This is a genomic window from Natrarchaeobius oligotrophus (assembly GCF_003841465.1).
GTDB classification, from domain to species: Archaea; Halobacteriota; Halobacteria; order Halobacteriales; family Natrialbaceae; genus Natrarchaeobius; species Natrarchaeobius oligotrophus.
In genome coordinates, this window is record NZ_REFZ01000011.1 from 109,254 (window position 1) to 135,327 (window position 26,074).

Below are 26,074 nucleotides of genomic sequence, written 5' to 3' on the forward strand. Positions count from 1 at the left end.
CGTCACAGCAGCTCCCGGCACTTTCCCAGCGGCGGAAACCACAGCGCTTCGGCGGTCGCGTCGTCCCACACCACGGGGTGAACGGCGTCGGCGTCGGCGACCAGCGGCGACTGGAAGTCCCTGGTTCGCATCCCGTTGATCGTCGCCCCGGCGGCGGCGCGCGTAAACGCCGGCAGCATCAGAACCGACGCGCCGTCGTAGACTTCCGGCCCGTAGAGAAAACACGGACGCTTTCGCCCCTCGACCGACAGCGCGGGGTGGTCGTGGCCGACGACGTACCGACTCGCGTCGGCGTCCGGTCGCTCGTGGCCGTGACAGACCACGGTCTCGCCGTCCGCGAGTCTGTACTCGTCGGTCGTCGGTCCGTCGAAGACGTCCTCGAGCATCGCGTCGTGGTTGCCCGGCGTGACGACCAGCGACGCGCCGGCGTCGTCGACGGCCGCCTCGAGCGCGGTCAGGTCGCGGTCGACGCCGTGGGGAACGTATCCGAACGAGTGCAACAGGTCGCCGGCGACGACGACCGTCGCGGGTGCGGTTCGCTCAAGGATCGACGTCAGCCGCTCGCGGAGTTCGGCACCGTCTCCGATCGGTGCGTCGACGCTCGAGGCGGCGGCGCGGCCCAGGTGGAGATCCGCGACGACGAGGGCGTCCGCTTCGGGGAGGGAAACGGCGCGATCGACGAACGCGATCTGCGGATCGGGCGCGGCGGTCATTGGTCTCGTTTCGAGCCGCCGTCGGCGCGAACCTCCTCGGTCCCGAGCGCCTCGAAGAGGTCGTACTCGTTACCCGTCAGGACGAACAGCACCTCCTCGAGGGGCTCGAGGACCTCGGGGACGATTTTGACCACGAGGTAGGTGATGGCGACGAGGGCGATCACCGAGAGGAACTGGGAGATGTAGTTGTGCGCGACGAGAAAGGAGACGCGGTCGGGCTGTGCGCCCATGTACGTGGTCATGAACGAGACCAGCCACTCCTGTTGGAACCAGCCGTAGGGGGAGGCCAGACTGATGAAGACGTTGCGACCCAGGTTGAGCAGCCAGATGATGCCGACTGCGAGACCGATGCCCGCGAGCTTTCGGCGTAGCGGGGCCTTGACGGCCGCGATCAGTCCGCCGAAGATCGCCATGCTCCCGATTCCGGTACAGGCGAGCACGATGTAGGTGGTTCGGCCGGTGACCGTCTCGTCGGGATCGAAGTCGAACCTGCTCTGGTAGCCGTTTGCCCCCTCGTTGATGCCGGGACTGTACCCGAGCAGTTCCATCCCGACGTGCGTCTGGGCGGCGGTCGTCTCGATCAGCCACTGACGAACGAACGGAATCGTCTCGGCCGGGAGGTAGATCAACCCCATGATCGCGACGGCCTTCGAAAGCAGGATGAGCGACTCGCGCCCCCCGTAAAGGAGGTAGCCGGTGTAGACACAAAGCGGCAGGGCGGCGAGCGCGAGGACCGTCTGTAACGGGCTCTGAGCGTCGTAGTAGTAGTACGGCACCATCGTCAGCCAGAAGACGCCGAAGAGGAGCCAGGCCGCAGCCGCGAGGTGTCGAGCCGGATCCGTCGCGCCCCGCCAGTGGAGTACGACCGCCGCGAAAAAAGCCGCGATCGCGATCCACGCGAGGGCGTCGGTAAACTGCGATCCGAGAATCGCCGGGGCGACGACCGACGTCGACAGCGGCTCGAGGCCCGTCGAGCTCGCTCCCGCCACGGCTGGTGTAGACGGCATTCAGGCGAACCGACGGACTCTCGTGGTATCAACTTGACGCCTCGTCTCGATTCGCTCGAGGACGGGATAGCAATCCTTACGCCTATCGGTCGACTTACGCCCTCCGTGGACAGAATCCTTCTCAGCACCGTCGCTTACCGTTCGCCCGAGGAGGTCTTTCCGTACGTGCGGTCGTTCACCGACTACCCGCGGTACACGGAGCACCTCGAGGACGTTCGCGTCCGCGGCGACGGCGGCGTCGGATCGATCTACGATTTGCACCTCGCGTGGTGGAAGCTCAGCTACACCGCAAACTCGAAGGTGACCGACGTTTCACCTCCGGAGTCCCTCGAGTGGCGACTCGTCAACGACGTCGACGCCCGCGGCGAGTGGCGCGTCGAGTCCGAACCGGAGGCGGCGCCGGCGGATCATGAGACCGCGAGTCGGATCTACTTCGACGCCGTCTACGATCCGTACTCGGCCGACAGGAGCGCGATCTCGTTGCCGCGGTTCGTCTCGCTCGACTGGGTCGTCGACCGAGTTCGTCCGCGGCTGCTGTCCGAAGCCGAGACCGTCGTCGAACGGCTCGTCGCGGACATCGAAGGCGATCGGCGACCGGTCGAGCTGACGATCCACGAGATGCCCTGATGCGATCCGGTGTATCGATTCAGCGGCGCACCGGAGTCGATCCCTCGGGACGAGCGGAACAATTCGTGGCGTTACTCCAGTGACCTTCGGAAACTGAGGGCGGTCGGTGACCACACAGCGCACACACAGCGGACTTCCCGTGTTGCACCCGCACAACTGATTTATCCGACAGTGTCGAATATGCAAAGAGGGATGAACCAACCAAACTGGCTCTCTGAGTCCGCGTATCCGTTCGACTCGCAGTACTTCGAGTCGGATGACGGGCGCATGCATTACGTGGATCGGGGAGCCGGCCATCCGATCCTTCTGGTTCACGGGACACCAACGTGGTCGTTTCTCTACCGGAACCTTATCACCACGCTTTCACGGGACTATCGGGTGATCGCCGCGGATCATCTCGGGTTCGGACTCTCCGAGAAACCTGACGGTGCAGGGTATCGCCCGCAGGACCACGCCGATAGGCTCAGTAGTTTTATCGAGTATCTGGGACTGGGGCAGTTCACGCTCGTCGTCCACGACTTTGGCGGACCGATCGGACTGTCCTATGCGATCGACCACCCGGAACAGGTGTCCCGTCTCGTTCTATTCAACACGTGGTTATGGTCGCTCACGGACGATACGACGATTAGAGCCGCAGATCTACTGCTGGGCGGATTACTCGGCCGACTCTTTTACTGCAGATACAACGGTTCTCCGCGTATACTGCTGAAATACATGTGGGGAGACGAATCACCCCTCACCGACGAGATACACGCTCAGTATACGAGCCCGTTCTCGTCCGCCGGCGACAGGATCGCGCTATTGGTGCTCGCGCGCGAATTGATCGGTTCCTCAGACTGGTATGAGTCGTTGTGGCACCAACGCGCACAGATAACACACAAACCGACCCTCGTCGCCTGGGGACTTCGAGACCCGTCCTTCGACGAGACGTATCTTGACCGGTGGGAATCGGAGCTTTCCAACGCAACCGTCCATCGACTTCCTGATACCGGTCATTTCGTTCCCGACGAAGCCGCAGATCACGTTATTCCGCTTCTGATGGAGTTCGTGACGGAGTCATAACCCTACCGTGGCGACTACATCCGCTGGATGTTACACGCCGCTTGTGACACTTGGGGTATCGGTCGAGCGGGGCGTACAAGAGACGGAGCGAAAATCGGTCACCGACGGGTCTGGAGGGGGGCAGACGCGCGGTGGATGGTGTACCGGTTACACACTGGCCGGGTTGTGTGCCGGTTACACACTGGCCGGGTTCGACGACTCTCCGGGTTACCACGAATACTGCTTTATGCTCCCATAAGTCCAATTATAATTCGTGATGAGTTCACAAGTTACGCCTTCCGCGAAGTACGACGTTACGATCGGTAAGCTCGGTGCGCGACTGAACACCTCCCGGACGGAGAACGAGGCGAACGTCGCCATCGTCGAACACACGCTCCCGCCGCACACGTTGGCAGCACCGCTTCACCGCCACAGCCGTGAGGACGAGATCTCCTACGTGCTGGACGGCGAGATGACCGTACTGGCCGACGATGAACTGACGACCGTCCCAGCCCACGAATCGGTCGTGAAAGGCCGGGAGGTCTGGCATACGTTCTGGAACGCGGGCGACGAACCGCTTCGCTTTCTCGAGATCATCGCACCGGGCGAGTTCTCGGAGTTCTTCGAGGAGATCTCACGTCTCTATCCTCTCGATCCCGCGGACGAGGAAGCACTCGCCCGCTTCGCGGAAATCTGCGAGCGGTATGACTTCGAGGCAGACCTTGAAAGCGTTCCCAAGCTCTGCCAGGAACACGACCTCCACGTGTAGGGGCCAAGACCGAGCAACTTCCACGGTTTCCGTATTCTATTCGCACTCGATGTCTTTTTCCACCGCTTTGTGCAGTATTGTGACGATGATCCGTACGCGTCGTCCACGACTCGAGCGACGTCGTGAACGCTGTGGCCCGACCTGCCGAGTCCGGTTCGCTTATGTCTCGGCGCTGCCGAGATTCTCGCATGAGCATCGACGCCGACCTCACGGAGCGCGACCGAGCGGTCGTCAACGCCTACCAGGGCGGCTTTCCGGTCGTGGAACGGCCGTTCGAACCGGCCGCGGCCGCCATGCGCGACCGCGGCGTCGACGTCGACGCGACGTCGCTGCTCGAGACGATCCGTCGGCTGGACGAGCGGGGGGTTCTCTCCCGGTTCGGTCCGCTGGTGAACGCCCAGGAGATCGGCGGCGCGGCGTCGCTCGTCGCGATGCACGCGCCGGACGACCGGTTCGACGAGATCGTCGAGACGGTCAACGGCTACCGCGAGGTGGCCCACAACTACGAACGCGAGCACCCGCGCCTGAACGTCTGGTTCGTCGTCTCGGTCGCGAAGCGAGACGGCGTCGAAGAGGTGTTGCGTCGGATCGAACGCGAAACCGGACAGGAGACGTACAACCTGCCGAAACTTCGGGAGTTTCGGGTCGAAGCGAAGTTCTACGTCGACGGGCCGCTGACGGGCGACGAGCACGGGGACGGCGGAATCGACTGTTCGGATTTCGGTCCGTCGGTCGAACCGACCGACCGGCCGACGCTCTCGCCGGCCGAACGCGATCTCGTCCTCGAGATCCAGGACGGGCTTCCGCTGACCGAGACGCCGTACGCGGACGTCGCCGACTCGATCGGCCGCGAGACGTCGTGGGTACTCGAGACGATCGCGCGGTTCGACCGCGAGGGAAAGATCCGCCGACTCGGCGTCGTGCCGAACCACTACGCGCTGGGGTACACGGAAAACGGAATGACCGTCTGGAACGTGCCGGACGACCTCGTCGACGAGGTCGGTCCGGCGGTCGCCTCGCTGCCGTTCGTCACCCACTGTTACGAGCGCCCGCGCCACGAGGGCGTCTGGCCCTACAACTTCTTCGCGATGACCCACGGGCGAAGCGAGTCCGAGAGCGACCGGCGAATCGAACAGGTTCGCGAGACAATGGCGGAGTACTGGGACGTCGGTGAAAGTGACTGGGACACGCTTTTTTCCACGCAGATCCTGAAAAAGACCGGCATCCGCCTGCGAGAGCGCGCCGACGCCAACACGGCGTCGGACTGACGACGCGTCCGATCGACCATGATTCCGCTCCTGCACGACTTCTCGAACGCGACGGTGCTCGTCTTCGGCGGCGGTCCGGTGGGTGCTCGCAAGGCTCGCCGGTTCGCCCGCGAAGCGCGGGTGATCGTGATCAGTCCCGCGTTCACAGACCGCGGGTTCGGAACGGCGGAGCTGATCAGGGCCTCACCGGAACCGGGCGAGATCGGAGCGTGGATCGATCGGGTATCACCTGCGCTCGTCGTCGCCGCAACCGACGACGAGGTCGTCAACGACGCCGTCAACGAGGCGGCGCGCGATCGCGGACTCCTGGTCAACCGCGCCGACCGCGCCGGCGGACGTGAGCCGGGAGGCGTCGTCGTCCCCGCGACGATTCGGGACGATCCGGTCGTCGTCTCGATCGCGACCGGCGGGACGGCACCCGCGCTGAGCAAACACCTCCGCCGGGAACTCGAGGAGTCGATCGACGGGGCCGGATCGATGGCCTCGCTCTGTCGACGACTCCGCAGCGAGCTGAAATCCCGGGACGTGTCAGCGAACCGACGACGAGAGATCGTCACCGACGTCGTCAATTCTCCGGACGTTTGGACAGCTTTACGTAGCGGTACTTCCAACGGCCGACAAGTGATCGAGGACGTGCTCGAAGAAGAACTATCCGACGGGGGTGACGGGGCGTGATCCCGACGGGCGTCGTCTCGGCGGCACGGGTGAGCCACGATAGCGCACGCGTCGACGATCTCGCGGCTGCGAGCCCGGAGAGCCAGCGAGACGGAGTCGCGCGACTGCTTTCCGTGTCGGAGATCGAAGAGGCGTACGTCCTCTCGACGTGCAACCGAGTCGAAGCGTACGTCGTCGGCCCCGATCCCGCCGTCGGGCGGGCCACGCTCGAGGAGTTCTTCGCCAGCGTCGACGACGACGCGATCGTCCACGCGGACCACGACGAGGCGCTCAGACACCTGCTGTCGGTCGCCGCCGGCCTCGAGTCGGTCGTCGTCGGCGAGGACCAGATTCTCGGACAGGTACGAACGGCCTACGAGGACGCGCGCACAGCGGATGGAATCGGCTCGATGCTCGAGCCCGCCGTCACCAAGGCGATTCACGTCGGCGAGCGCGGCCGAACCGAGACGGAGATCAACGAAGGCGTCGTCTCGCTGGGCTCTGCGGCGACGAAACTCGCCGCCGGGGACGTCAGACTCGACGGCGCAACGGCGCTCGTCGTCGGTGCCGGCGAGATGGGACGACTCGCCGCACGGAGCCTCGCCGAAGACGTCGACGAACTCGTCGTGGCGAACCGAACCGTCTCGAACGCCGACCACCTCGCCGCGGAACTCGACGTCGAGGCGCGCGCGGTCCCGCTGGCGGCGCTGTCGAGCGTCGCGACCGACGCCGACGTCGTCGTCACGGCGACCAACAGCAGCGAGCCGGTGCTCGAGTCCGCTCATTACGCGGATCGAGACTCGAGCGACGACGACGCGGCCGCCCAGGTGATCGTCGACCTCGGTCAGCCCCGCGACGTCGATCCGTCGGTCGCGTCGCTGTCGGCCGTGACGGTGTACGACCTCGACGACCTCGAGTCGATCACCGAAGAGACCCGCGAGCAACGAGCCGACGCCGCCCGCGAGGTCGAATCGATGATCGACCACGAGTTCGAACTCCTCTGCGATCAGTACAAACGCGCCCGGGCCGACGAGGTCATCGCCGCGATGTACGAATCCGCAGAGCGGATCAAGGGCCGCGAACTCGAGACCGCGTTCTCGAAGCTCGAAGACGACCTCTCGCCGGAAGGGCGTGAGATCGTCGAGTCGATGGCGGACGCGCTGGTCAGTCAGTTGCTCGCGCCGCCGACGAAGAGCCTGCGGGAGGCGGCCGCCGAGGACGACTGGAGTACGATCAACACCGCGCTCCAACTGTTCGACCCCCACTTCAGCGGCAACGAGTCGTTCTCGCCGTCGGCGATCGAACGCGAGGGAGACGTCCGGGTCGGACCGGCCGACGACGACTGATACGGATTGCTGTACCGGATTATCGGTGAAACCCTAGGACGGTCACAGCTGTGTCGGCAACGACGTACAGCAGTCCGTACGTGTTCGGCTGATTTCGATTCCCGTCCGGGACGACGCTACCGCTCGGGACGCGGTGCGTTTTCGTAGGTTACCATCTTCTCGGGTTTATCGGAAATCGTTGCGTAAAGTCGCTCCAGCGTCTCCTCGGCCGCCAGCAGATTGTGTCGCTCGAGGAACCGGCGTCCCTCGTCGGTGAGTCCGTAGAACTTCCAGGGATAGCCCTGTCTTCGTTCGTCATCGGGAAGCGCCACTTCCTCGACGACGCCGGCGTCGATCAGCTTCTGGACGTGTTTGTACACGGTCGAGTCGCTCACGCTCGGATTCAGCTGCTCGAGTTCGTACATCGACGGCAGTCCATCGGGATGCTGGAGAATGTTGGCGATCAGTGCGAACCGCGTCTCCTGGGTGATGAAGTGGAGGAGTTCGCGCGTTTGCGTCCCCTCACCGGTTCCCAGACGGGTGCTCATACGGCCACCTACGGATTCCTCCCTCAAGTAGTTTACCCACGGGTAAATTACCCTCAGGTAAATCACTTCCGAGTGAAGCACAGACGAGTAACCGGAATCGAGTGGACGGGTCGGAGATCGCCGTCGGTCGACGGTGACGCCCGGATCGAAGACGTGCGCGCGTAACCGACGGCTATCGGAAACGGAAACGACTCGGAAACGATTATTTTCCGGTCACGAGAACGTGGGGACATGACGAATACGGAGCCGCCCCTACCGGAGGAGGTCCTCACCAGCGCGTCCGACCGTCTCGAGGCGGACGAGCTCACGCTCGCGGACAACGAGGAACTCCTCCACGCGCTGAGCGAGTTGACGCCGATCTACGAGAACGAGCGGACCTACTTCGTCCTCGGGAGCTACGATCGGGAGCCGATCCGCCGGGTGAACCTCGTCGTCGATCGGTTGAACCGTCGACCGGACTCCTACGCCTTCCGCATGATCGACGTCCGTGGCGAGTGGGAAAACGGGATCCAAAAGTTCTGTCTCGTCGCGGACCTCGCCTCGCACGTCGTCGGCGTCGCGGAGGCAGAACCTAGCGACTTCCTCGTCGAACAGGGGCTGCTCGTCGGGACGGAGGAGTACTTCTCGAAGAGCTACGTGCTCAAACGCGAGTACCCCGACGAGGACCGATCGTTCGGCTGGATGCAAGACGGCGTCTTCGAACTCCTCGAGGAGGAGGGGCGGCTCTACCGGTGGGAGACCGAGACGGAACTGGCCGAAGCCGTCGCGAACCTCCCGTAAGACCCTGCGTTGACCGATGTCCCGTCGCGATCCGGGCGACGACGGCGCACGATTCCCCACATTTTAGTATCACGAATCTATACTGTATACTGACGTATGGCGGACGAACACAACGATCGAGACGCGAACCGTACCGACGACAGTGGTATCGTCTCGCGAATCAAGCGCGTGTTCAGCCGCAGCTAGGCGGCCGTTCGGAAACGCCGACATCCGCCGCTTTTTCGCCGGTAGCTTCGTCGACGCGGAGACACTCGAAACACTCACTGCGGGACTACAGGACACCGCGGAGTAGCGCTCCGAGCGCGGGAAGTGCGAACGCGGACGCGACGGTCACGAAGACGATCGGGCGCATCTCGATGACGAGCGCGACGGGGCCGATTCGCAGGAAGAAGACGACGAGCACGAGCACGCCGAACCCGAGTGCGGCGACGACTCCCCGTCGCAACGACGGGGAGAGCAGACCGACGAGCGCGCCGCCGCAGACGAGTCCCAGCCAGTGGACCCACGCGAGTCCGAGTCCGACGACCGCGGCGAGCGCGAACGCCGGCCTACGGACGCGCGGGTTCGTTCGAACCGCCGCGAGTCGCGACTCGAGGCGGGCGGTCCCTCGACCGTCGTCGACAGTGGCGCTGTCGCCGGGGCGCTCAGCGGCGCTCGAAGCGCCCCCGTCGGCGGCGTTCGAAGCGCGCCCGTCCCCGTCAACGGGGTCCGAACCACTCCCGACGTCGCGGTCGGCGACGTCCGAAACGTCGGCTTCGCCGGCACCGTCGGACGCACGCTCGTCTTCGCCGCTCACGATCGATCACCGACGACGGTCGTGTCGACGTCGCCCTCGACCGTCCGGTCCATCAGTTTCTGCTCGTTCTCGAGCCAGCGCTCGAGCTGGTCGTCGTAGTGCGGCGAGAAGTAATCGCCCGAGTTCCCGCCGGGGAGGATCGCGGTCGCGTCGCCCCCCGGTTCGACGACCATTCGCCAGCTCGCACCGACGCCCGACTCGACGCGGTAGTTTTTGACCGTCGCCCGAGAGCCGTCGGCGGGTCGTTCCGGGTAGTCCAGAAACGGGGCTTCGACGCCGAGCGGGTGACCGATCGATCGCGTCGAGTTCCAGTCGCCGTATGTCGTCCACCCCTCGGCGTCGATCTCGGAGACGGCGTCCTCGAGCGCGTCGACCATCGCCTCGGCGCGCGTCCGCTCGTCGAAAAAGGGGCTGTCGGCGGGGAGCGTCGCGACAACCCAGTCGTTCGGGTAGTACGACTTGTCGAGTCCGGCGTCGCCGAACGCCGGTTCGAACACGCGCCGCCGGAAGTGATGCAGCCACCGCGCGAACAGGAGCGCCCCGCGAGAGTCGCGATCCATGCGGTACTCCCACGCCGCGAGCGTTTCGGCGGCGTCGGTGCGGTCGTCGTCGCTGGCTCCCTCGAGCGCGTCCAGAAGGTCCGGCACGAGTCGTGCCGCCCGGCCGTCGACGACGTCGTCCTGGAGGTCTCGGTGGAACGCGAGGTCGGTCGGATCGCCGGCCTCGAGCGCGGCGTCGAGGCGATCGTAGATGCGCGCACCGCGGTAGGGCGTCGCGTACGAGACGCCCACGTAGTGGTCGGGATCGTCGACGACGCGTTGGTTGGCCGTCGCGAGGACGTGGGGATCGATCGCGTGCGGTTTCTCCTCGAAGGGGACGAACCCCTCCCAGGAGGACTCGCCGAACGGGGTGAAGCCGTCCCACTCACCCTCGCCCGCCGAGCCGTCGAAGATGCGGTCGCCGGAGACGACCTCGCCGTCGATCGTCCGAATCGGGAGCTTCCCCGTCACGTAGTACAGCGTCCGACCGTCCGCGTCCGCGTAGACCAGGTTCTGCGTCGGTAGATCGAACGTCCGGGTCGACTCGAGGACGTCCTCGAGCCCGTCGCTGCGGCCGAACTCGTAGATCGCCTCCGTCGTCCGGGTCGCGGTGTGACCGGTCCAGGCGACGCCGACCGTCCGGCCTTCTCGCTCGAGGAGCGGACCGTGAACGGTCTTTCTGACCGTCACCGTTCGATCCTCGCCGTCGGCGACGGGAATCTCTCGCTCGTCGGTCTCGAACTCGCGCCACTGTCCGTCGTACCGGTAGCGGTCGCCGTCGTCGTCGATCTCGTACCGGTAGCAATCGAGGACGTCCGCGCCGACGTTGGTGAACGACCACGTTCCGCGGTCGTTCGCGCCGGCGATGACGAACGGAACGCCGGGAAAGGTCGCGCCGCGAACCGACGTTTCGGGCGTTTCGACGTGCTGTTCGTACCACAGCGGCGGCGTCATCAACGCGAGGTGTGGATCGTAGGCGACGATCGGGCGGCCGCTCTCGGTGTGTCCGCCGGAGACCACCCAGCTGTTCGAGCCGGTGCCCGGCGGCGACTCGAACCGGGACAGCCAGCTCAACAGCGCCGGACCGACCGATTCGCCGGCCGTCGTCGCGTCGGCGTCATCCTCGAGTCCAGCGTCGTTCGCACCGCCGACTGCCCCATCGGCAACTCCCTCGACGGTGCTCGACGCGCCGACGCCGGGAGCGCCGAACTCGCCGTCCGAGCCGGAGCCGCCGATCGTCTCCGCCTCGAGCGACTCCCGCAGGATCGGCGTCTCGTGGTCCATTCGCGCCGGGTAGAGCTCCGAGGCGACGTCTGCACCGAGGCGGTCCGCGACCATCGATCGGCGGAGTTCGGCGAAATTCCCGGTCAGATCCCACGAGATCTGTTTTTCCATCAGCATCGAGTCGACCGGCGTCCAGGGCCGCGGCTCGTATCCGAGCAGTTCGAACTCGAGCGGCAGGCTCCCCGCGTCGATCACGGCGTCGACGCCGTCGGCGTAGGCCTCGACCAGCGGGCCGGCCGGCGTGTCGGCGACGAGTTCCCAGGTGGCCTCGGCCGCGCCGACGAAGTCCATGGCGACGTGGAACTCGTCGTCCGCGACGGCGACGTCGCCGACGACCTCGCTGAGCCGGCCGCGCATGACGCGACGCTGCAGGTCGAGCTGGAACAGCCGGTCGAACGCCTGGACGTAACCCACGGCGAAGTACGCAGCCGGCTCGTCGTCCGCCACGACCGTCGGAACGCCGTCGTCGTCGTACCGAACGGTCGCGTCGCCGTAGGGGCTCTCGACCCGGTCCGGACGCGTTCGGTCGGCGGCGGCCCAGGCGTCGCCGGACAGCGGAGCGAACGACTCGAGCAGCTCCCGGGCCGACGAGAGCGCGAGCCCACCGACGCCCGCGACGAGCGCGCCGGCAAGTGCGGCCCGCCGCGTGAAATCGTCGCTCACTGTTCGTTCAGAGGGTGCAAGCGTCCATAAATGTCTTCGATACCGACCGCCGGGAATCCGATCACAGCGAGTCGGAGTCGATCCGGTCGACGATCACTCGAACCGAGGCGAACGCGAGTGCGCCGATCAGACAGTACAGCGCGAGCGACAGCCACGTCGTTGCCGTCGGGTGTCCGATCGCGAACTTCGCGACCGTGTTGGCCGGATGTTCGGGAAGCAGCGTGGAAACGACGAGCGCGCCGACGATGACGCTCGAGTACAGCAGTTGCGCCTGTCGCCTGTCCGGTGCCCACAGCGAGATCGCACCACCGGCGCCGACGACGAGCGTCGCAAGCGCCGTCACGAGCACGATCAGCGCCAGCGGGTGTGCGATCGCGGTTCCGTTGACCGCGAGCAACGCGAGCCACGCGACGGCCTGCAGGGGCGCGAGCGACGCCGTCGCGACCAGCTTCGCGTCGACGACGTCGACGAACGAGAGCGGGGCGACACGGAGCAACTCGAGCGTGCCGCGCTGGCGCTCTTCGATCAGCGAGTCGACGACGATCGAGCCGCTGATGAACGCCGGCAGGAACAAAAGCAGCGGGAGCAAGACGACGTACGTGAACTCCGCGTACGGGCTGGCGTCGGTCCCGTCCGGAACCGAAAGCGGCGGCTGTTCGAGACGGTCGGCGTTCTCGACGCGTTCGACGTACTCGAGCGTCTCGAGTGCCTCCCGAAGCTGGACGACGAGCAGCGTGGTCTCGAGCCCGCCGTCGGGAGCGGTCACCCTGACGACGAGCCGCCCGTCGTCGTTCCTGTTTGCGTCGAGAACGGCGTCGTTCCGGCGGTTTTCGAACGCCCGATGGGCGTCGGCGCGGTCGTCGTAGATCGCCGCCTCGAGGCCGTCCTGTCGATCCACGACGGCGGCGAGGGGAGTCGCGTCGCTCCCGGTGATCGCGACGCCGCTCTCGTGACCGTCGACGGTGCCGGGATCGTACATCGAGACGAGTCCGACGACGAGAAACGAGGAGAACGCCGCGATGAACAGCTGAATCGCGATGGCCAGCATGATCGTCTTCTCCGATCGAAGCGAGCGCAGTTCGCGACGAGCGATCGCCCAGCGGGCGCGCCAGACGCCGCTCGGGTTCGGGTCGTCGGTCGCCTCGGGCGGGTTCGGTCCGCGCGGACCGGACGGTTCGTCCGACCGTCGCCACGAGTCCCGATCAGGTGACAAGGACGATCACCCCGAGGTTGTAGAGCGCGTGGACGAGCGTCGCCACGACGAACGCGACCGCGTAGGGGATCGACCCTCGCCGCGCACCCGCGGCGGAGATCGTCGCCGTCACGACGTGGAGTGCGAGCGGCGCGAGAACGACGGCCGCCAGCACCGCGATCGAGACGCCGCCCGTGAGTTCGGGACCGAACGCCGCCGTACCCACCGCAAGCTCCGGAAGGCCGACGAGCTGACCGAGGTGGGTGAGCTTCTCGCCGACGAAAAAGCCAGCTCCGGAGAACGCCCCCAAGACGGCGGCCGTCCGTCCGGTGGCTTCGAAGCGGCCGCGTGCGAACCCGGCGTAGACGTGAACGCTCTTTGCGAACTCCTCGATCGCCGCCGCGACGACGAGCATGATCGGCAAAGCGACGACGTCGGGAACGACGAACAGGAGCGAAACGGTGAGTAACTGCGCGGCGAAGACGAACGGGATACCGAGGATCGACAACACGAACGGACTCCAGTGGCCGCCAACGCGAGCCGAAATCGAGTCGATCTGGCTCGTGATCGCGTCGAGGATCTTCGCGGGGATCGGCTTCTGGGCGAACATATCCTCCTCGCGGTAGATTCCGATCCCGAGCAGGAAGAGAACGAACGCGCTGAGGTAGAACGTGGCCGTCGAAAAGAGGTACTCGCCCGCCGTTACCGGATCGCCCTGGAGATCCACGACGACGATCGTCAGGGGAGAGATCAGCGCGATCGGCGTCACCTCGGTGAAGATGGCGGGGACGAACGCGTACGTCGTGAGGAAGACGCTGATCGTCACCGTGACGAACGTCAGTTCCTTGAACGAGCGCGCGAGCATCGCGCCGACGAACGTCGAGCCGAGAAACACCAGCGCGATCGGGATCACCGCTGCGACGGAGAGGGGGCCACCCCCGATCGCGACGGCGGTCGCGACGACGATCGCGACGAGTCCGAGAACGTACGGCAGCGTCTTTCCACCGACGATCTCGTACCGCGACGACGGGGAGACGAGCAAGAGTTCCCCCCGGCGCTTGATCCGCTCGTCCATGATCGTGCTGCCGTAGGCCTGCACGACGAAGTTCATCGGCACGATGAACAGAAACGCGAGCAACAGCGACTGAAAGGGAAACGGCGGCGAGAGCGTACTCGGCGTTCCGGTAGTCGTTCGTTCGTCGATCGTTCCGCCGACGTCGGGGACGCGAAGTTCGTCACCGTCTCGAGTTTCGTCGGTCGGTTCGGACGACCCGTCAGTCACGCCGTCCGAGTCGGCGGTCGACCCGTCAGTCATTCCATCCGAGTCGGCGGCCGCCCCGTCGTCCGGACTCGACTCCGTCGACGAGTCGTCCCTCGCACCGGAGTCGGTTCCGTCCGATTCCGCCGGACTGGTCGTCCCGTCCGGTCTGAGAGGATCGCGTTCCTGGTACGAGACGGTTACGAGCACCGGATAGGCGGCGACCTCGTCGTCGGCTTCGGCCATCCGGTTTTCGTTGTACGATTCGATCGCATCTCGAAACGCGTCGAACGCCTGTTCGCCGTTCTCACCGACGTAACCCAGTTCCCCGTCGCGGGTGACGACGACGTCCACGTTCGAGTCCGTACCGTCACCGCTGATCTCGACGTCCTCGAGCGGTACCGCACGGAACCGATCGCTCTCCGCGACGACGTCCGCGTACGGGTCGTCCCCGTCGACGCCGACGACGTACAGTTCGTCGGCGAGCCCCAGGCCGTCGTCGGCGACCGACAGGCCGACCGCACCCACGACCAGCAGCATCGCGACCGCGACGAGGACAGTCTTCCGATCGACCGTTCCGGCGCTCCGGCTGACCTCCCAGCGGGCGATCCGTCCGATCCGTCGAAGCGAGTCGAGGCTCCTGCGGACGATTCTTTTCGTCCGCCGGCACTCCCGATCGACGGCCGACCGCTCGCCGCTCACGCCTTCGCCTCCCCGTCGGGGCCGTCGCTGGCGATCTCGAGGAAGATGTCCTCGAGACTCGGCGTCTCCGTCCGAATGTCCGTCACGCGGCCGCCGTTCGCTTCGACGGCCTCCCGGATCGCCTCGACGTCGGCCATCTCCGGGACGACGTGACGAACGCGGCCGTTCTCGCGGGAGACCGCGACCGACCGGGACGGTCCGGACCGGCTTCCGACCGCGTCGCGACCGGCGTCGAGGGCGGCGCTGGCGTCGACCGTCGCGTACACGTGGTACTCGGTTCCGCCGTGTGCGTCGCGAATCTCCTCGAGCGTGCCCCGGGCGACGATCCGACCGTCGTTCATGACGGCGATGCGATCGCAGATGCTCTCGACGTGAAAGAGGTTGTGCGCGCTGAAGACGATCGTCTTGCCCTCGTCGCTCAGCTCGCGGGTGAACTCGATGATGTAGTTGGTCGTCAGCGGATCGAGCCCCGACGCCGGTTCGTCGAAGATCAACACGTCCGGATCGTTCACCAGCGCTCTGGCGATGGCGACCTTGCGTTTCATCCCCTTCGAGACGTTGCCGAGCCGACGGTCGCGGTGCTCGAGGTCGAGTCGATCGAGGGTCCGATGGATGCGCTCGCGCGCGACGTCCGACGGAACGTCGTAGAGGTCCGCGAAGAACGTCAGGTAGTCGACGGCGGTCATCTCCTCGTACAGCGGCGACTCCTCGGGGAGAAAGCCGAGCTGCCGCTGCATCGCAGGCTCGCCGGGTGCGTAGCCGGCGACGGTGGCGCTTCCCCCGCTCGGCTCGATCAACCCGGCCAGCATCTTCAGGGTCGTCGTCTTGCCCGCGCCGTTCGGGCCGACGACGCCGAAGACCTCGCCGCGACCGATCGAGAACGTGCTGCCCTCGACGGCGACGAAATCTCCGTACTCCTTGCGGAGACCGTCCACTTCGAGTATCGCCATTGTACGACTCGAGGCAGGAAGCCACCCCAGTAAAGTCTAGTGGCTCCCGACAGTCCACCGTTCCAACATGCCGCATCGAGCATCTCCGCGGGTTCCCCCCGTCGGACGCACTCACGGTCCGGCGACCACCGGACCGCGAACGCGGAACTAGTTCCATATCCGTCGCCGACGTACGATCGGTCGATGACCCGTATTCGGACTGTACGAACGCCGGAGGGCACTCGACTCGAGGTCTCGCACGTGCTCGCGGCGCCGCCGGACGAGATCTGGGATCTCTTCAACGACACGACGCGCTGGCCCGAGTGGTCGCCGGTCGTCAACGGCGTCGAGTCCACGGATCGGCGCGTGCGCGCCGGCACGTCGGGTCGACTTCGCGTTCCCGGCGCGTGGCTACCGTTTACCGTTACCGAGCGATCGGACCGCCGCTGGACGTGGCGGGTGGCGGGAACGCAGGGTGCCGGCCACCGCGTCGACGACCTGGGAGCGGACCGGTGTCGCGTCGCGTTCGAACTCCCGCCGCTGGCGGCGGGGTGTGCGCCGGTCTATCTCGAGGCGCTCGAGCGAATCGACGCGATCTGGAACGACGAGAATCGCGGGGAGGACGACGGATCCGGTCCGTAGCGGACGACGCGCGTTCGCTCCGACGCTGCCGGCGTTCTCCCGGCGGTAACATCGCGTCACCTCGTTCGCTACCGAACTACTATGGCCCTTCGGACCGAACGGACGGCCGACACCAGAATGGCACCATCACGGACGTCCCCCCGCGACCGAAACGCCGACGCTTGCCCCGTCATCGAATCGTTGGAACAGATCGGCTCGCAGTGGCGACTCGCCGTCCTCCACGAACTGCTCTCGGGCGAACAGCGGTTCAACGAACTGAAACGGTCGACCGGCGCGAACGCGCGCACCCTCTCGCGCGTGCTCGACGACCTGGGCGAGATGGGGTTCGTCGAACGGCGACTCGAGGAGGACGCGCCGATCGCCACCTACTACAGTCTCACCGAGAAGGGGCGGTCGCTCGAGCCGGTGTTCGACGAAATCGAGTGCTGGGCGGGAAGCTGGCTCGATGTCGACGGGGAACGGACCGAACAGTCGGTCGAAAACGCCTGAGATCGACTCGCGCAGTCGTCGTACGGTCTGCTGTCCGTCAGTACCGGTAGAATCGAGATACGTCCCCCGGTTGCGCCGGTCGATCGGTACAGCAGTCCGTATCAGTCGCTTCGCTCGAGTTCGACGAGCTGGAGCCCGCGGTCGAGGTGACAGACGTCGTGGGGCGGATCGCCGACGATCTCCTGAATGCGGTACTCCTCGTCGAACTCGAGTCCGTCGGGAACGCAGTACTCGTGGCTCGGACACTCGACGTAGGGACAGGGGCCGGGAAGGCTCGATTTGCTACCGGCGTAGGCTCCCTTCGAGGGAACGTTTGCACGCACGGGAACGGGCTCGACTTCGACGGCCCTGACGCCGCCGTCGTGCATGGCGCACTCGAGGGTCTGGGCGTTCTCCCTGACCGACGTAACCCGGTAGCGGGTGCCGGAAGAAAGGTTGAGACACTGGCTGCGGTACGGACAGCCGGCACAGCCGTCGGCCTCGCCCTGGTAGACGAACTCGGTATCCGGCTCGGCCAGACGGGAGCCGACGAGCGTAACGGTCGACATGTCTCGACGTACTCGCTACGCGGGGTTAAGCCTCACGCGTGTGGTACTAGGTGTCCGTCGGTTCCGCCACACCCGCGAGCGGCCTGCGGCTGTCCCGATACCCCGTTTCAACGGTCCGTTGGATTATCCGCGAGCGTGAGGTCGTCGAGTCGATCGAAATACCCCTCGCGGGGAATCTGGTAACAGCTCCGGTAGTCGATCTCGCCGTCGTCGAATCGCGTCGCGAGGTCGACCGCGTACTCGAGGGCGTCGTCCCGCGTCTCGAACCGTCGTCCCCCCTCGACGGTGACGTCCGGCTCGAGGTACAGCGTGACGAACCAGTCGTTGCGCGCCGTCGTGTCGGTCGGGTTTCGTCCGGGACGGCGGGTTCGGCGGCCGTGTGTCAGATACAGCGTCGGCAGACAGGCCGCCGGAAAGTCGTCGCCGTTGAACACGTCCGGTCGGTACGCGAGCACGAGCCGACCGTCTTCTCCCTCCGACCAGACGTCCCACGCGTCGGGGAGCGCCGAAGGCTCCGTCATGGCCGGCCGTACGCCCGGCACGGGTTAGTAGTCACCGAAACGGGGCGCGACGATCGACCAGCAGTCGAATCGAGAGTCGAGCCGGCGGGAAGCGATCACCCGGACCGATCGGCGAGCGCAACGCGCGTCTCGGAAACCAGCCGCTCGAGGAGCGAGTCCGCGGGCTCGACGCCGTCCGTCAAGCCGACGCTCTGGCCGGCGTACAGCGCCATCTCCTCGACATCGCCAACGACGTCCGGCGTCGCGAGCGCCTCGTCGTACCGTTCGATCGGCTCCCCCTCGCCGGTGGTTGCGACGACCTCGCTCTCGGCCGGCCGCTCGCCCGCGGGCGGCTGTCCGGCGTCTTCCCACCGATCGATCGTTTCGTTCCGAAGCACCCGGTGGGGCATTCCCGGCCACCCCTTGTCGAACAGCGTCGTGTAACAGGTGTCCGCCTCGTCGCTCTCCGCGAGTCGACGCCGGTACGTCTCGTGCACCGCCGCCTCCGACGTCGCGACGAACCGCGTTCCGAGCCACGCGGCGTCGGCACCGAGCGTCAGCGCCGCAGCGATCCCTCGGCCGTCGGCGATCCCGCCGGCCGCGACGACGGGGACTTCGCGACCGACTGCATCCGCGACGCGAGGAACGAGCGCCATCGTCCCCACCTCGTTCTGGACGTGACCGCCGGCCTCGATCCCCTGCGTGACGACGACGTCGACGCCGCCGTCGACCGCCTCGCGGGCGGCTTCGCTCGTTCCGACCGTCTGGCAGGCGATCGCGCCCGCGTCGTGAACCCGACCGACGTACGGCGTCGCGTCGCCGAACGAGAACGTGACGACGTCGACGTCCTCGGCGAGGATCGTCTCGAGGTGAGCGGCCGTCTCGACGGTCGTCGTCGCGTCGTCGAGGACGAGATTGACCGCGAACGGTCGGTCGGTCCGATCGCGAGTTTCGCGGATCACTCGTTGGGTCTCCTCGCGGTCGCGCCACGTCATCGCGAGGTGACCCAGGCCACCGGCGTTCGAGACGGCAGCGGCGAGTTCAGGACAGGTCGCGCTGCCGATCGGCGCCTGGACGATCGGGTACTCGATTTCGACGAGCGAACAGAACGGCGTCTCGAGCATCGATGTCACGCTGTTTGCATCCGGCCCTCATCCCAGTTTCCCCTCGCGCTGGACGTCCGATCGGATGCGATCACCCCTCGGCTCGGTTACGTCGGAACGGCGATCCGCCTCACTCCGTGCGCTTTTCCTTTTGGACGACGCGGACGTTCTCGATCGCGGTCGACGGGTACTGGCCGCCCTCGTCCTTCTCAATCGCCTTGACCATGTCCCAGACGACGTTCAGTCCGGTCGTGACGCCCTCGAGCGCCTCCATTTCGCAGCCGGTTTTGCCGGTCGTCTCCACCGCGACCTCGAGTTCGATCCGGTCGTCGTCGAGCGAGAACTCGGTGTCGACGTTGGTGATCGGAATCTGGTGACACATCGGGATCGTCTCCCAGGTGTGCTTGACGGCCTGAACCGCGCCGACGCGGGCGGTCGCGAGGACGTCGCCCTTGCCGACCCGATCGTCGCGGATCGCCTCGACCGTCGACGGTCGAAGGCGAATCTCGCCCGCCGCGACTGCGCGTCGTTCGCTGTCGGGTTTGTCGCCGACGTCGACCATCTGAACGTCCCCCTCGTCGGTGGTGTGTGTCAGCCCGGCAGCCCTCGAGTGGGGGTCGCCGCGATCGTCGTCCGCCGTCCGATCGTCTGCATTCGCGCTCTCGCGACCCTCGCGATCGTCCGCGTTCGGGTCGGTCGCGTCGTCACTCATCGCCACCACCCCACAGTGCGGGCGGAATTTCGTCGAGCATGTCCGACGCAAGGGTGCCGATCCCCTTGGTCTCGTCGAGTCGCTCGCCCGCGACGCCGTTGACCCGCGCCCCGGCCGCCGCCGCCTCGAACGGCTCGGCGTGCTCGAGCAGCGCGGCGACGATCCCCGACAGCAGGTCGCCGGTTCCGCCGACTTTCATCGCCGGCGTCCCGGATCGATTGATCCGCGTGCGATCGCCGTCGGTGATCACGTCGTCGGCTCCCTTGGCGAGGACGACGTGACCGAGGTCGGCGGCGAACGATTCGATCTCGTCGGCCGCCGCGGCGAGTGACTCCGCCTCGGGACCGCCCATCCTCGCGAGCTCGCCGCGGTTCGGCGTACACACCAGCGTCGCGTCAGTCTCGACGTCCGGAACGACCGCGAGCGCGTCCGCGTCGACGACCGCCGGACCGCCGTAGGACTCGAGGAACCTCCGAACGGCCTCGCGCGTCTCGTCGGCGGTACCGAGGCCGGGACCCAGGACGACGACGTCGTCGTAGCGCTCGGCCGTCTCCACGAGGTCGTCGACCTGCGACGGCGTCAGGTGCTCGCTCTCGAACGGCTGAACGATGAGGTCTTCGCTGTAGCCCTGGATCTCGCCGGCGACCGACGCGGGTGCGGCGACGAACGACAGTTCGGCACCGGCTCGAAGCGCAGCCTGGGCCGCGAGCGCCGGCGCGCCGGTGTACGGCCCGCCGCCGATGACGTACGGGCGCCCTTCGCGGTCGCTCGGCCGTGCGAGCGAGACGTCGCCGGGGCCGACGAACCGCTCGGCGGCGGCCGGAATGCCGATGTCCGCGACGGTGAGGTCGGCCCCGAGTTCCTCGAGTCCCGGCTTCGCGTCGTGGAACGTGACGACGTGATCCGCCTCGACGCCGTTGTCGGCGTGATCGCCGTCGTCGGCGTCGAATCCCGACGGAACGTCGACCGAGACGACGGTCGCGTCGGCGTCGTCGATCGTCCGCGCCGCGGTCGCGGCTGGCTCCCGGAGGTCGCCGCTGAGACCCGTTCCGAGCATCGCGTCGACGACGACGTCGCAGTCGGGAAGGTCGAATCTCCGCGAGTCGGTCACCTGCCTGACGTCGTAGTCGGCCCGCTCGAGGGCGTCCCAGTTCTCGCGAGCGATCTCCGTGCCGATGGCCTCGGCGCGTCCGAGCAAGAGCGTCGTCACGTCGTACTCGTCGAGAAATCGGGCAGCGACGAACGCGTCCCCGCCGTTGTTGCCGCGGCCGGCAACGATCGCGACCGTCGCGCCCGGATCGGCGACGTCGCGGACGACACGGGCGACGGCGTGTCCGCTCGACTCCATCAACTGCTTGCGCGGAACGCCCAGCCACGCGGCGTTCTCGTCGACGGCGGCCATTCGCTCTCCGGTGATCATACGCGGAGTTCGATCGGCTGTCCGTTGAAGATTGCGGACGCGGCGGCCTCGACGACAGGCTCTACTACGGCTGGAACGTACGAGGGGCGTGAACGTCTTCTGGCTCGACGAGGACCCGCAACTGGCGGCGCGATACCACTGCGACCAGCACGTGAACAAGCTCCTGCTCGAGGCCGCGCAGGTGCTCTGTACCGCCGCGCGCGAGAACGGGCTCGAGGCCGACTTCCTCTATCAGCCGACGCACGCGAGCCACCCCGTCACGCGGTGGGCGACCGAATCGCGGGCGAACTGGCTCCGGCTGCGCGAACACGCGGCGGCGCTCAACGCGGAGTTCGTCGAACGGTACGGGAAAGACGAGGATCACGCGAGCTGGCGGGTGATCGAACGGATCGACGCCGATGCGATCGACTTCCCGAGCGAGGATCCGACGCCCCGACCCCAGGCGATGCCCGACGAGTACAGACGGCCGGGCGACCCGGTCGCGGCCTATCGCGCCTACTACGTCGGCGAAAAGGCGGACTGGGGCGAGTGGCGTTACACCGACGAGCCGCCGTGGCTCGAGGAGGTCCGGATCGACGGCGACTGATCCATCCCGAGCCCGAGACGACGAGTCCGATCAGTAGCGAATTTCGAACCCGCTTTCGCCCTGTGGCTCTTCGTACTCGACCGCAACGTCTTCCACCTCGGCGGCGGGGCTGCCCTCGTGACACCACTCGACCATCGACTCGACCGCGTCCTCGGGACCTTCGAACACCGCCTCGACGCGGCCGTCCGCGAGGTTCGTTACCCAGCCGTCGACGCCGCTGTCTCGGGCCGTATCGCGGGTCGTCGCCCGATAGAACACGCCCTGTACGGTTCCCGAGACGAACACGTGCGCGCGAGTTCGCTCCGACATGTGCGTGCGGTCGCCCGCAACCGTCAAAAAGCTCCCGCGTCTGACGCTCGTCTTTCGCGCGTCCGACGGCCGGCGTGCGACAGTTACACACGCGACGGACCCCCCTCCCGTGACGGCGGCGACAACCCGAGGTGGCTCGAGCGCGTGGAGACGGTCGTGGCGTCGAACCAATCGTCCCCTACTCGTGCGGGTGAGAGCTGATGGGTATCATCGACCGGTTCGAGGAGGAGTACCTCGACGTCTCGAGCCGACGAGCGACGATTCGGGAGCTGCTGGAACTCGTCGCCGGTTCGGTCGTGTTCGTGGCCGTCTCGAGCGGGCTGGCGTACTACCTGCTGGGACGGACGGTCGCCGTCGCTCTCGGCGTCGTCTTCGCGATCACCATCGCGTCTCAGGCGTACTGGGCCGTCGCGGGTCGAAGCGATTACGAGTAGGTTCGAGGCCGTCGGTCGACGGGCCTTCGATCGGTGGCGTCCGGAGTCGACGACGATCACTCCCCCGTCCGAAGGTGGTGGAAGACGTACGTCTGGGCGTATCCCGCGTACTCGCCGCCGAGGCGCTCGCGGATCGCTCGAGACGTCGCGGCGTAGGAACCGCAGTCGCAGTCGGGGTAGTACTCCTCGATGGCCGAGTTGATCCAGGTGTCGAGCGGGACGGCTTCGTCGAACCCGAGCGAGAACAGGAGCACGCAGTCGGCCACCTTGTCGCCGACCCCGACGAACCGGGTCAGGTACTCCCGCGCCGCCTCGTACTCGAGGTCCCGCGCCTCGGCGGGGTGGGCCTCGCCGTCCGCGACCATCTCCGCGGTTCGAACGACGTACGGCGCTCGGTACCCCAGTCCGAGCTCACGGAGCTCGGCTTCGGTCGCGGTCGCGAGCCGTTCCGGGGTCGGAAAGGCGTGGTAGGTCCGCCCATCGAAGGCGACGCTCTCGCCGTATTCGCGAGCCAGCGTCGAGACCATTCCGTGAATGCGGTCGACGCGCATCTGCGCCGAACAGATGAACGAGATCAACGTTCCGAACGGCGGATCGGAAACGAGGCGCATCCCGCGGTGGGCGTCGTAGGCCTCCGTTAACAGCGGATCGTCCGGAGCCGTCTCGACGATCGCCTCGAGGTCGTCGTCGAGCCGTAACAGGTGGCGAACGATCGCCTCGGCGTCCAGGGACGATTCCCACTCGAGTCGCCCGTCCCTGCTGCGGACGCGGACGACGTGTGCGGAAGTCGATCCGTCGACCGTCTCGGTCGTCTCCCCCGCCGATCCGCCGATCGACACAGCGGTCGGACGGTCGCGCTCCGCTCCAGCCGCGTCGCCGACCGTCTCCGCGACGAATCGATCGTCGACGACGGTGTAGTACCAGCCGCGCGTCGGGCCCGTTTCCCGGTACATCTCGCCGTCCTCGCGACGCCAGAGATAGCTCTGTCCGCTCTCGAGCGTTCGGTAGAGGTCGAGTCCGCCGGAGAGGTCGCCGAGGTGAATCGTCCCCGATTCCATTCGTCGGTTTCTTCGGGGCCGACGGCTTGGCGCTTTCGGACTCGAGTCGCGTCGAACTTCCGCCGCTCGTTCGACGGGTTTGGCCCGCGTACCGTTCGGCTAACGCACGAAGGCGATCCGTACCGTATCGCGACGGGCTCGACGGGCGCTGGTCGCCGTCGATTTCGGCCCCGACTTACGTTCACCCACGGATGTCGGCGGATTTTCCCGACAACGAGGCGAACCTTCATACTGGAGGCGACACAAGGTTTACGCATGAACTGCAGGGTTGTCGTCGAGGCTGCCGTGCCGGTGTTCGACGTCGAGACGGAAGACGAGGCGATCCGTATCGCCATCTCGAAGACGGGCGAGATGCTGAACCCTGACCTGAACTACGTCGAGATCAACATGGGCGAGCGCACCTCGCCGTCGGGAGAGGAACTCCCGCCCGCGTTCATCGCGGCCGACGAAGCGCTCGTCGCGCTCGAGCTAGAGATGACCGTCTTCAACGTCGAACGGGAGGAGCATGCCTCCCGAATCGCCCGAAAAGAGATCGGTCAACGCCTCGAGAACATTCCCCTCGAGGTCGAACGCGTCGAGGTTCTCGAGGAAGAAAACGGCGAGGAGGAAGCCGAACAGGAGGTCGACGAAGCCGACGAGTCGACGGAATCGAATTCGGAGTCGGATACCACGGAGGAATCGTCCGACGAAATCCTTCCCGAGTTCGAAGACCTCGTCGAATAACGGCGCGGACTCGTTGCAGTTCAGCGTTTCCGACGCCGGCCACGGGCGAACAGTTCACGAACGGCGAGTATCGAGTCTAGCCAGTAGAAGACGAGGTCGCCTCGAGAATCGGCGTGCGTTCAGTCAGCAGTTGCGGCGACGATTTCCTGTTCTTCCTCGCGCATGTTCATCGTAATCCCACCGGCGAGGGCAAAAACAGCGGCTTTGTGATCCGTTTTCGACTTGTGAATCGACGTCGGTCGAATGCCGAGCGATTCGTACTCCTCGAGGTCGATCTGACAGTCGTTCCACTCCGAACACTGGTTCGATACCTCCGCGAGAAGGCCGTGAAGGTGGATGAGTTCCTGCTTCTTCATAACCATCCGGTTCTACCCACTGCAGGGTTATATTATTATCTTGAGTCGCGTTACCACACGTCCCGTATCACACGCTCTGACGGTCACAATTTCGTATCCGTTCGGCGATCGTCTCTAGCTGTTCGTACTCGCGTTCAACGTGAGCTTGTGCTCGCTTTCCGCACCGTAAAATGGTATTTCCTGCGATCGTCGTCCGGTAGGACGTACCATACCGACCGTCTCGTCGCTCATCCCCCGTCGAAGCGTTTCGCTCTCCGAAATTACTCCACGGAAACGGTTGTGAAAACAGCTCGATGCGATTTCGACCGTCGAGTCGCGACGAGTCAGCCGAGTTGCTTCAGCGTCTGGAGGTCGCGGTCGGTTCGCATAAATTCGGCAGTGCGTCGCGACGCGTGGCAGTTGGGGCAGTGAAACATCTCGGTGGAGGAGGGGAGTTCGCCGGGAGCAACCTGCCAATCTTTCGCACATTCGGGACACAACAGTCGTACAGTCGTTTCGTCCATGCTACTTCGTTACACACCGGGTGTCAAAAACTTTGTCGCGGTCGTATTCCTGCACCGTCAGGTCGCTAATAAACCGTTACACCGATGACCGAACCGTCCGCCATCATCCGTTCGATCGGCTTACGCGGGCGCTGCCGTGTCGGAGGCTTCGAGCAGTTCCTTGTAGCGGTTTCGGATGGTGACCTCGGAGATGCTCGCGACCTCGCTGACCTCGTTCTGGGTGACCTTCTCGTTGGTCAGCAGGGCGGCGGCGTACACGCCGGCGGCGGCGAGGCCGACCGGCGACTTGCCGCTGTGAACGCCCTCCTTGCGGGCCGACTCGAGCAACTCGCGAGCCATCCGCTCGGTCTCGTCCGAGAGGTCGAGGTCGCTGACGAACCGCGGGACGTAGCTCTCGGGGTCTGCGGGCTGGACCTCGAGACCGAGTTCGCGGATCACGTACCGGTACGTGCGAGTCAGCTCCATCTTGTCGACGCGGGAGACGGCGGAGATCTCGTCGAGGCTGCGGGGGGTGCCGGCCTGGCGGGCGGCGGCGTACAGCGCCGAGGTGGCGACGCCTTCGATCGATCGTCCCGGCAGCAGGTCCTCCTCGAGGG

30 protein-coding genes are annotated in these 26,074 nt (G+C 66.1%); 12 read left to right on the forward strand and 18 right to left on the reverse strand.

Going from position 1 to position 26,074, the window contains the following annotated elements:
• Positions 1-2: 2 nt before the first annotated feature.
• Positions 3-713, reverse strand: a complete 711-nt coding sequence (locus EA472_RS15535) for a metallophosphoesterase (RefSeq protein ID WP_124192431.1) — start codon at positions 711-713, stop codon at positions 3-5.
• Entirely contained in the window at positions 710-1,720 is a 1,011-nt protein-coding gene (gene artA / locus EA472_RS15540; protein ID WP_124192432.1) for an archaeosortase A, read from the reverse strand. Before artA ends, EA472_RS15535 begins: the two co-directional genes overlap by 4 nt.
• Positions 1,721-1,825: 105 nt before the next feature.
• Here artA and EA472_RS15545 point away from each other — a divergent pair, with 105 nt between their 5' ends.
• The 6 genes from EA472_RS15545 (at position 1,826) to hemA (ending at position 7,425) form a co-directional block, all read left to right on the forward strand.
• Positions 1,826-2,347, forward strand: a complete 522-nt coding sequence (locus tag EA472_RS15545) for an SRPBCC family protein (RefSeq protein WP_124192433.1) — start codon at positions 1,826-1,828, stop codon at positions 2,345-2,347.
• 192 nt (positions 2,348-2,539) lie between these two features.
• Positions 2,540-3,409, forward strand: coding sequence for an alpha/beta fold hydrolase (locus EA472_RS15550; protein WP_165874916.1), 870 nt, complete (start codon positions 2,540-2,542; stop codon positions 3,407-3,409).
• Between the two features lie 256 nt (positions 3,410-3,665).
• A complete protein-coding gene (locus EA472_RS15555) occupies positions 3,666-4,157 on the forward strand; it encodes a cupin domain-containing protein (protein ID WP_124192435.1) in 492 nt (163 codons plus the stop codon).
• 188 nt (positions 4,158-4,345) lie between these two features.
• On the forward strand, positions 4,346-5,425 hold the full coding sequence (ahbB, locus tag EA472_RS15560) for a siroheme decarboxylase subunit beta (protein ID WP_124192436.1): 1,080 nt from the start codon (positions 4,346-4,348) through the stop codon (positions 5,423-5,425).
• 18 nt (positions 5,426-5,443) lie between these two features.
• The gene (locus EA472_RS15565) at positions 5,444-6,100 is read left to right on the forward strand and encodes a precorrin-2 dehydrogenase/sirohydrochlorin ferrochelatase family protein (RefSeq protein WP_124192437.1); all 657 of its coding nucleotides are present in this window, start codon (positions 5,444-5,446) and stop codon (positions 6,098-6,100) included.
• Entirely contained in the window at positions 6,097-7,425 is a 1,329-nt protein-coding gene (gene hemA / locus EA472_RS15570) for a glutamyl-tRNA reductase (protein ID WP_124192438.1), read from the forward strand. The genes EA472_RS15565 and hemA overlap by 4 nt, the downstream gene beginning before the upstream one ends.
• A 116-nt stretch (positions 7,426-7,541) precedes the next feature.
• Here hemA and EA472_RS15575 read toward each other — a convergent pair whose 3' ends face one another.
• Positions 7,542-7,952 carry a MarR family winged helix-turn-helix transcriptional regulator gene (locus EA472_RS15575; RefSeq protein ID WP_124192439.1) on the reverse strand — a complete coding sequence of 137 codons (411 nt, stop codon included), beginning with the start codon at positions 7,950-7,952 and terminating at the stop codon, positions 7,542-7,544.
• 231 nt (positions 7,953-8,183) lie between these two features.
• Here EA472_RS15575 and EA472_RS15580 point away from each other — a divergent pair, with 231 nt between their 5' ends.
• Positions 8,184-8,732: a hypothetical protein gene (locus EA472_RS15580; protein WP_124192440.1), complete on the forward strand. Its 549-nt coding sequence runs from the start codon at positions 8,184-8,186 to the stop codon at positions 8,730-8,732.
• A 271-nt stretch (positions 8,733-9,003) separates the two neighbouring features.
• Here EA472_RS15580 and EA472_RS15585 read toward each other — a convergent pair whose 3' ends face one another.
• The 5 genes from EA472_RS15585 to EA472_RS15605 all read right to left on the reverse strand — a co-directional run bounded on the left by EA472_RS15585 (position 9,004) and on the right by EA472_RS15605 (position 16,116).
• Complete coding sequence (locus tag EA472_RS15585) at positions 9,004-9,528, reverse strand: hypothetical protein (RefSeq protein WP_243637866.1); 525 nt, start codon at positions 9,526-9,528, stop codon at positions 9,004-9,006.
• Positions 9,525-12,014, reverse strand: a complete 2,490-nt coding sequence (locus EA472_RS15590; protein WP_124192442.1) for a penicillin acylase family protein — start codon at positions 12,012-12,014, stop codon at positions 9,525-9,527. The genes EA472_RS15585 and EA472_RS15590 overlap by 4 nt, the downstream gene beginning before the upstream one ends.
• 61 nt (positions 12,015-12,075) lie before the next feature.
• The gene (locus tag EA472_RS15595) at positions 12,076-13,227 is read right to left on the reverse strand and encodes an ABC transporter permease (RefSeq protein WP_124192443.1); all 1,152 of its coding nucleotides are present in this window, start codon (positions 13,225-13,227) and stop codon (positions 12,076-12,078) included.
• A complete protein-coding gene (locus EA472_RS15600) occupies positions 13,217-15,166 on the reverse strand; it encodes a PrsW family intramembrane metalloprotease (protein WP_124192444.1) in 1,950 nt (649 codons plus the stop codon). Before EA472_RS15600 ends, EA472_RS15595 begins: the two co-directional genes overlap by 11 nt.
• On the reverse strand, positions 15,163-16,116 hold the full coding sequence (locus tag EA472_RS15605; protein ID WP_124192445.1) for an ABC transporter ATP-binding protein: 954 nt from the start codon (positions 16,114-16,116) through the stop codon (positions 15,163-15,165). Before EA472_RS15605 ends, EA472_RS15600 begins: the two co-directional genes overlap by 4 nt.
• Before the next feature lie 183 nt (positions 16,117-16,299).
• Here EA472_RS15605 and EA472_RS15610 point away from each other — a divergent pair, with 183 nt between their 5' ends.
• Together EA472_RS15610 and EA472_RS15615 are read left to right on the forward strand one after the other, a co-directional pair.
• Complete coding sequence (locus EA472_RS15610; RefSeq protein ID WP_124192446.1) at positions 16,300-16,737, forward strand: SRPBCC family protein; 438 nt, start codon at positions 16,300-16,302, stop codon at positions 16,735-16,737.
• A gap of 117 nt (positions 16,738-16,854) precedes the next feature.
• The gene (locus tag EA472_RS15615; protein WP_124192447.1) at positions 16,855-17,226 is read left to right on the forward strand and encodes a winged helix-turn-helix transcriptional regulator; all 372 of its coding nucleotides are present in this window, start codon (positions 16,855-16,857) and stop codon (positions 17,224-17,226) included.
• Positions 17,227-17,327: 101 nt separating this feature from the next.
• Here the strand turns inward: EA472_RS15615 and EA472_RS15620 are convergent, their stop codons facing one another.
• From EA472_RS15620 to EA472_RS15640, 5 genes are all read right to left on the reverse strand, one after another.
• Positions 17,328-17,774, reverse strand: coding sequence for a UPF0179 family protein (locus EA472_RS15620; protein ID WP_124192448.1), 447 nt, complete (start codon positions 17,772-17,774; stop codon positions 17,328-17,330).
• A 107-nt stretch (positions 17,775-17,881) separates the two neighbouring features.
• Positions 17,882-18,295, reverse strand: coding sequence for a DUF5820 family protein (locus tag EA472_RS15625; protein WP_124192449.1), 414 nt, complete (start codon positions 18,293-18,295; stop codon positions 17,882-17,884).
• 95 nt (positions 18,296-18,390) lie between these two features.
• The gene (locus EA472_RS15630; RefSeq protein ID WP_124192450.1) at positions 18,391-19,398 is read right to left on the reverse strand and encodes an NAD(P)H-dependent flavin oxidoreductase; all 1,008 of its coding nucleotides are present in this window, start codon (positions 19,396-19,398) and stop codon (positions 18,391-18,393) included.
• 109 nt (positions 19,399-19,507) lie between these two features.
• On the reverse strand, positions 19,508-20,089 hold the full coding sequence (moaC, locus tag EA472_RS15635) for a cyclic pyranopterin monophosphate synthase MoaC (RefSeq protein WP_124192451.1): 582 nt from the start codon (positions 20,087-20,089) through the stop codon (positions 19,508-19,510).
• Positions 20,082-21,509 (reverse strand): NAD(P)H-hydrate dehydratase, encoded by a 1,428-nt coding sequence (locus EA472_RS15640; protein WP_124192452.1) that lies wholly within the window; start codon positions 21,507-21,509, stop codon positions 20,082-20,084. The genes moaC and EA472_RS15640 overlap by 8 nt, the downstream gene beginning before the upstream one ends.
• An 88-nt stretch (positions 21,510-21,597) precedes the next feature.
• On the opposite strand from EA472_RS15640, the gene EA472_RS15645 reads away from it, so the two are divergent.
• Positions 21,598-22,095 (forward strand): hypothetical protein, encoded by a 498-nt coding sequence (locus EA472_RS15645; RefSeq protein WP_124192453.1) that lies wholly within the window; start codon positions 21,598-21,600, stop codon positions 22,093-22,095.
• Between the two features lie 30 nt (positions 22,096-22,125).
• Here the strand turns inward: EA472_RS15645 and EA472_RS15650 are convergent, their stop codons facing one another.
• Complete coding sequence (locus EA472_RS15650; RefSeq protein WP_124192454.1) at positions 22,126-22,404, reverse strand: acylphosphatase; 279 nt, start codon at positions 22,402-22,404, stop codon at positions 22,126-22,128.
• 200 nt (positions 22,405-22,604) lie between these two features.
• Here EA472_RS15650 and EA472_RS15655 point away from each other — a divergent pair, with 200 nt between their 5' ends.
• On the forward strand, positions 22,605-22,838 hold the full coding sequence (locus EA472_RS15655) for a hypothetical protein (protein ID WP_124192455.1): 234 nt from the start codon (positions 22,605-22,607) through the stop codon (positions 22,836-22,838).
• Between the two features lie 56 nt (positions 22,839-22,894).
• Here EA472_RS15655 and EA472_RS15660 read toward each other — a convergent pair whose 3' ends face one another.
• Entirely contained in the window at positions 22,895-23,896 is a 1,002-nt protein-coding gene (locus EA472_RS15660) for a DNA-3-methyladenine glycosylase 2 (protein WP_124192456.1), read from the reverse strand.
• 255 nt (positions 23,897-24,151) lie between these two features.
• Here EA472_RS15660 and EA472_RS15665 point away from each other — a divergent pair, with 255 nt between their 5' ends.
• A complete protein-coding gene (locus EA472_RS15665; RefSeq protein WP_124192457.1) occupies positions 24,152-24,619 on the forward strand; it encodes a DUF555 domain-containing protein in 468 nt (155 codons plus the stop codon).
• Positions 24,620-24,738: 119 nt separating this feature from the next.
• On the opposite strand, the gene EA472_RS15670 is transcribed toward EA472_RS15665, so the two are convergent.
• The 3 genes from EA472_RS15670 to EA472_RS15680 all read right to left on the reverse strand — a co-directional run.
• Entirely contained in the window at positions 24,739-24,975 is a 237-nt protein-coding gene (locus tag EA472_RS15670) for a UPF0058 family protein (RefSeq protein WP_124192462.1), read from the reverse strand.
• A 323-nt stretch (positions 24,976-25,298) separates the two neighbouring features.
• Positions 25,299-25,478, reverse strand: a complete 180-nt coding sequence (locus EA472_RS15675) for a DUF7836 family putative zinc-binding protein (protein ID WP_124192458.1) — start codon at positions 25,476-25,478, stop codon at positions 25,299-25,301.
• Between the two features lie 120 nt (positions 25,479-25,598).
• On the reverse strand, positions 25,599-26,074 hold a 476-nt coding region (locus EA472_RS15680), incomplete at its 5' end, for a transcription initiation factor IIB (protein WP_133306989.1).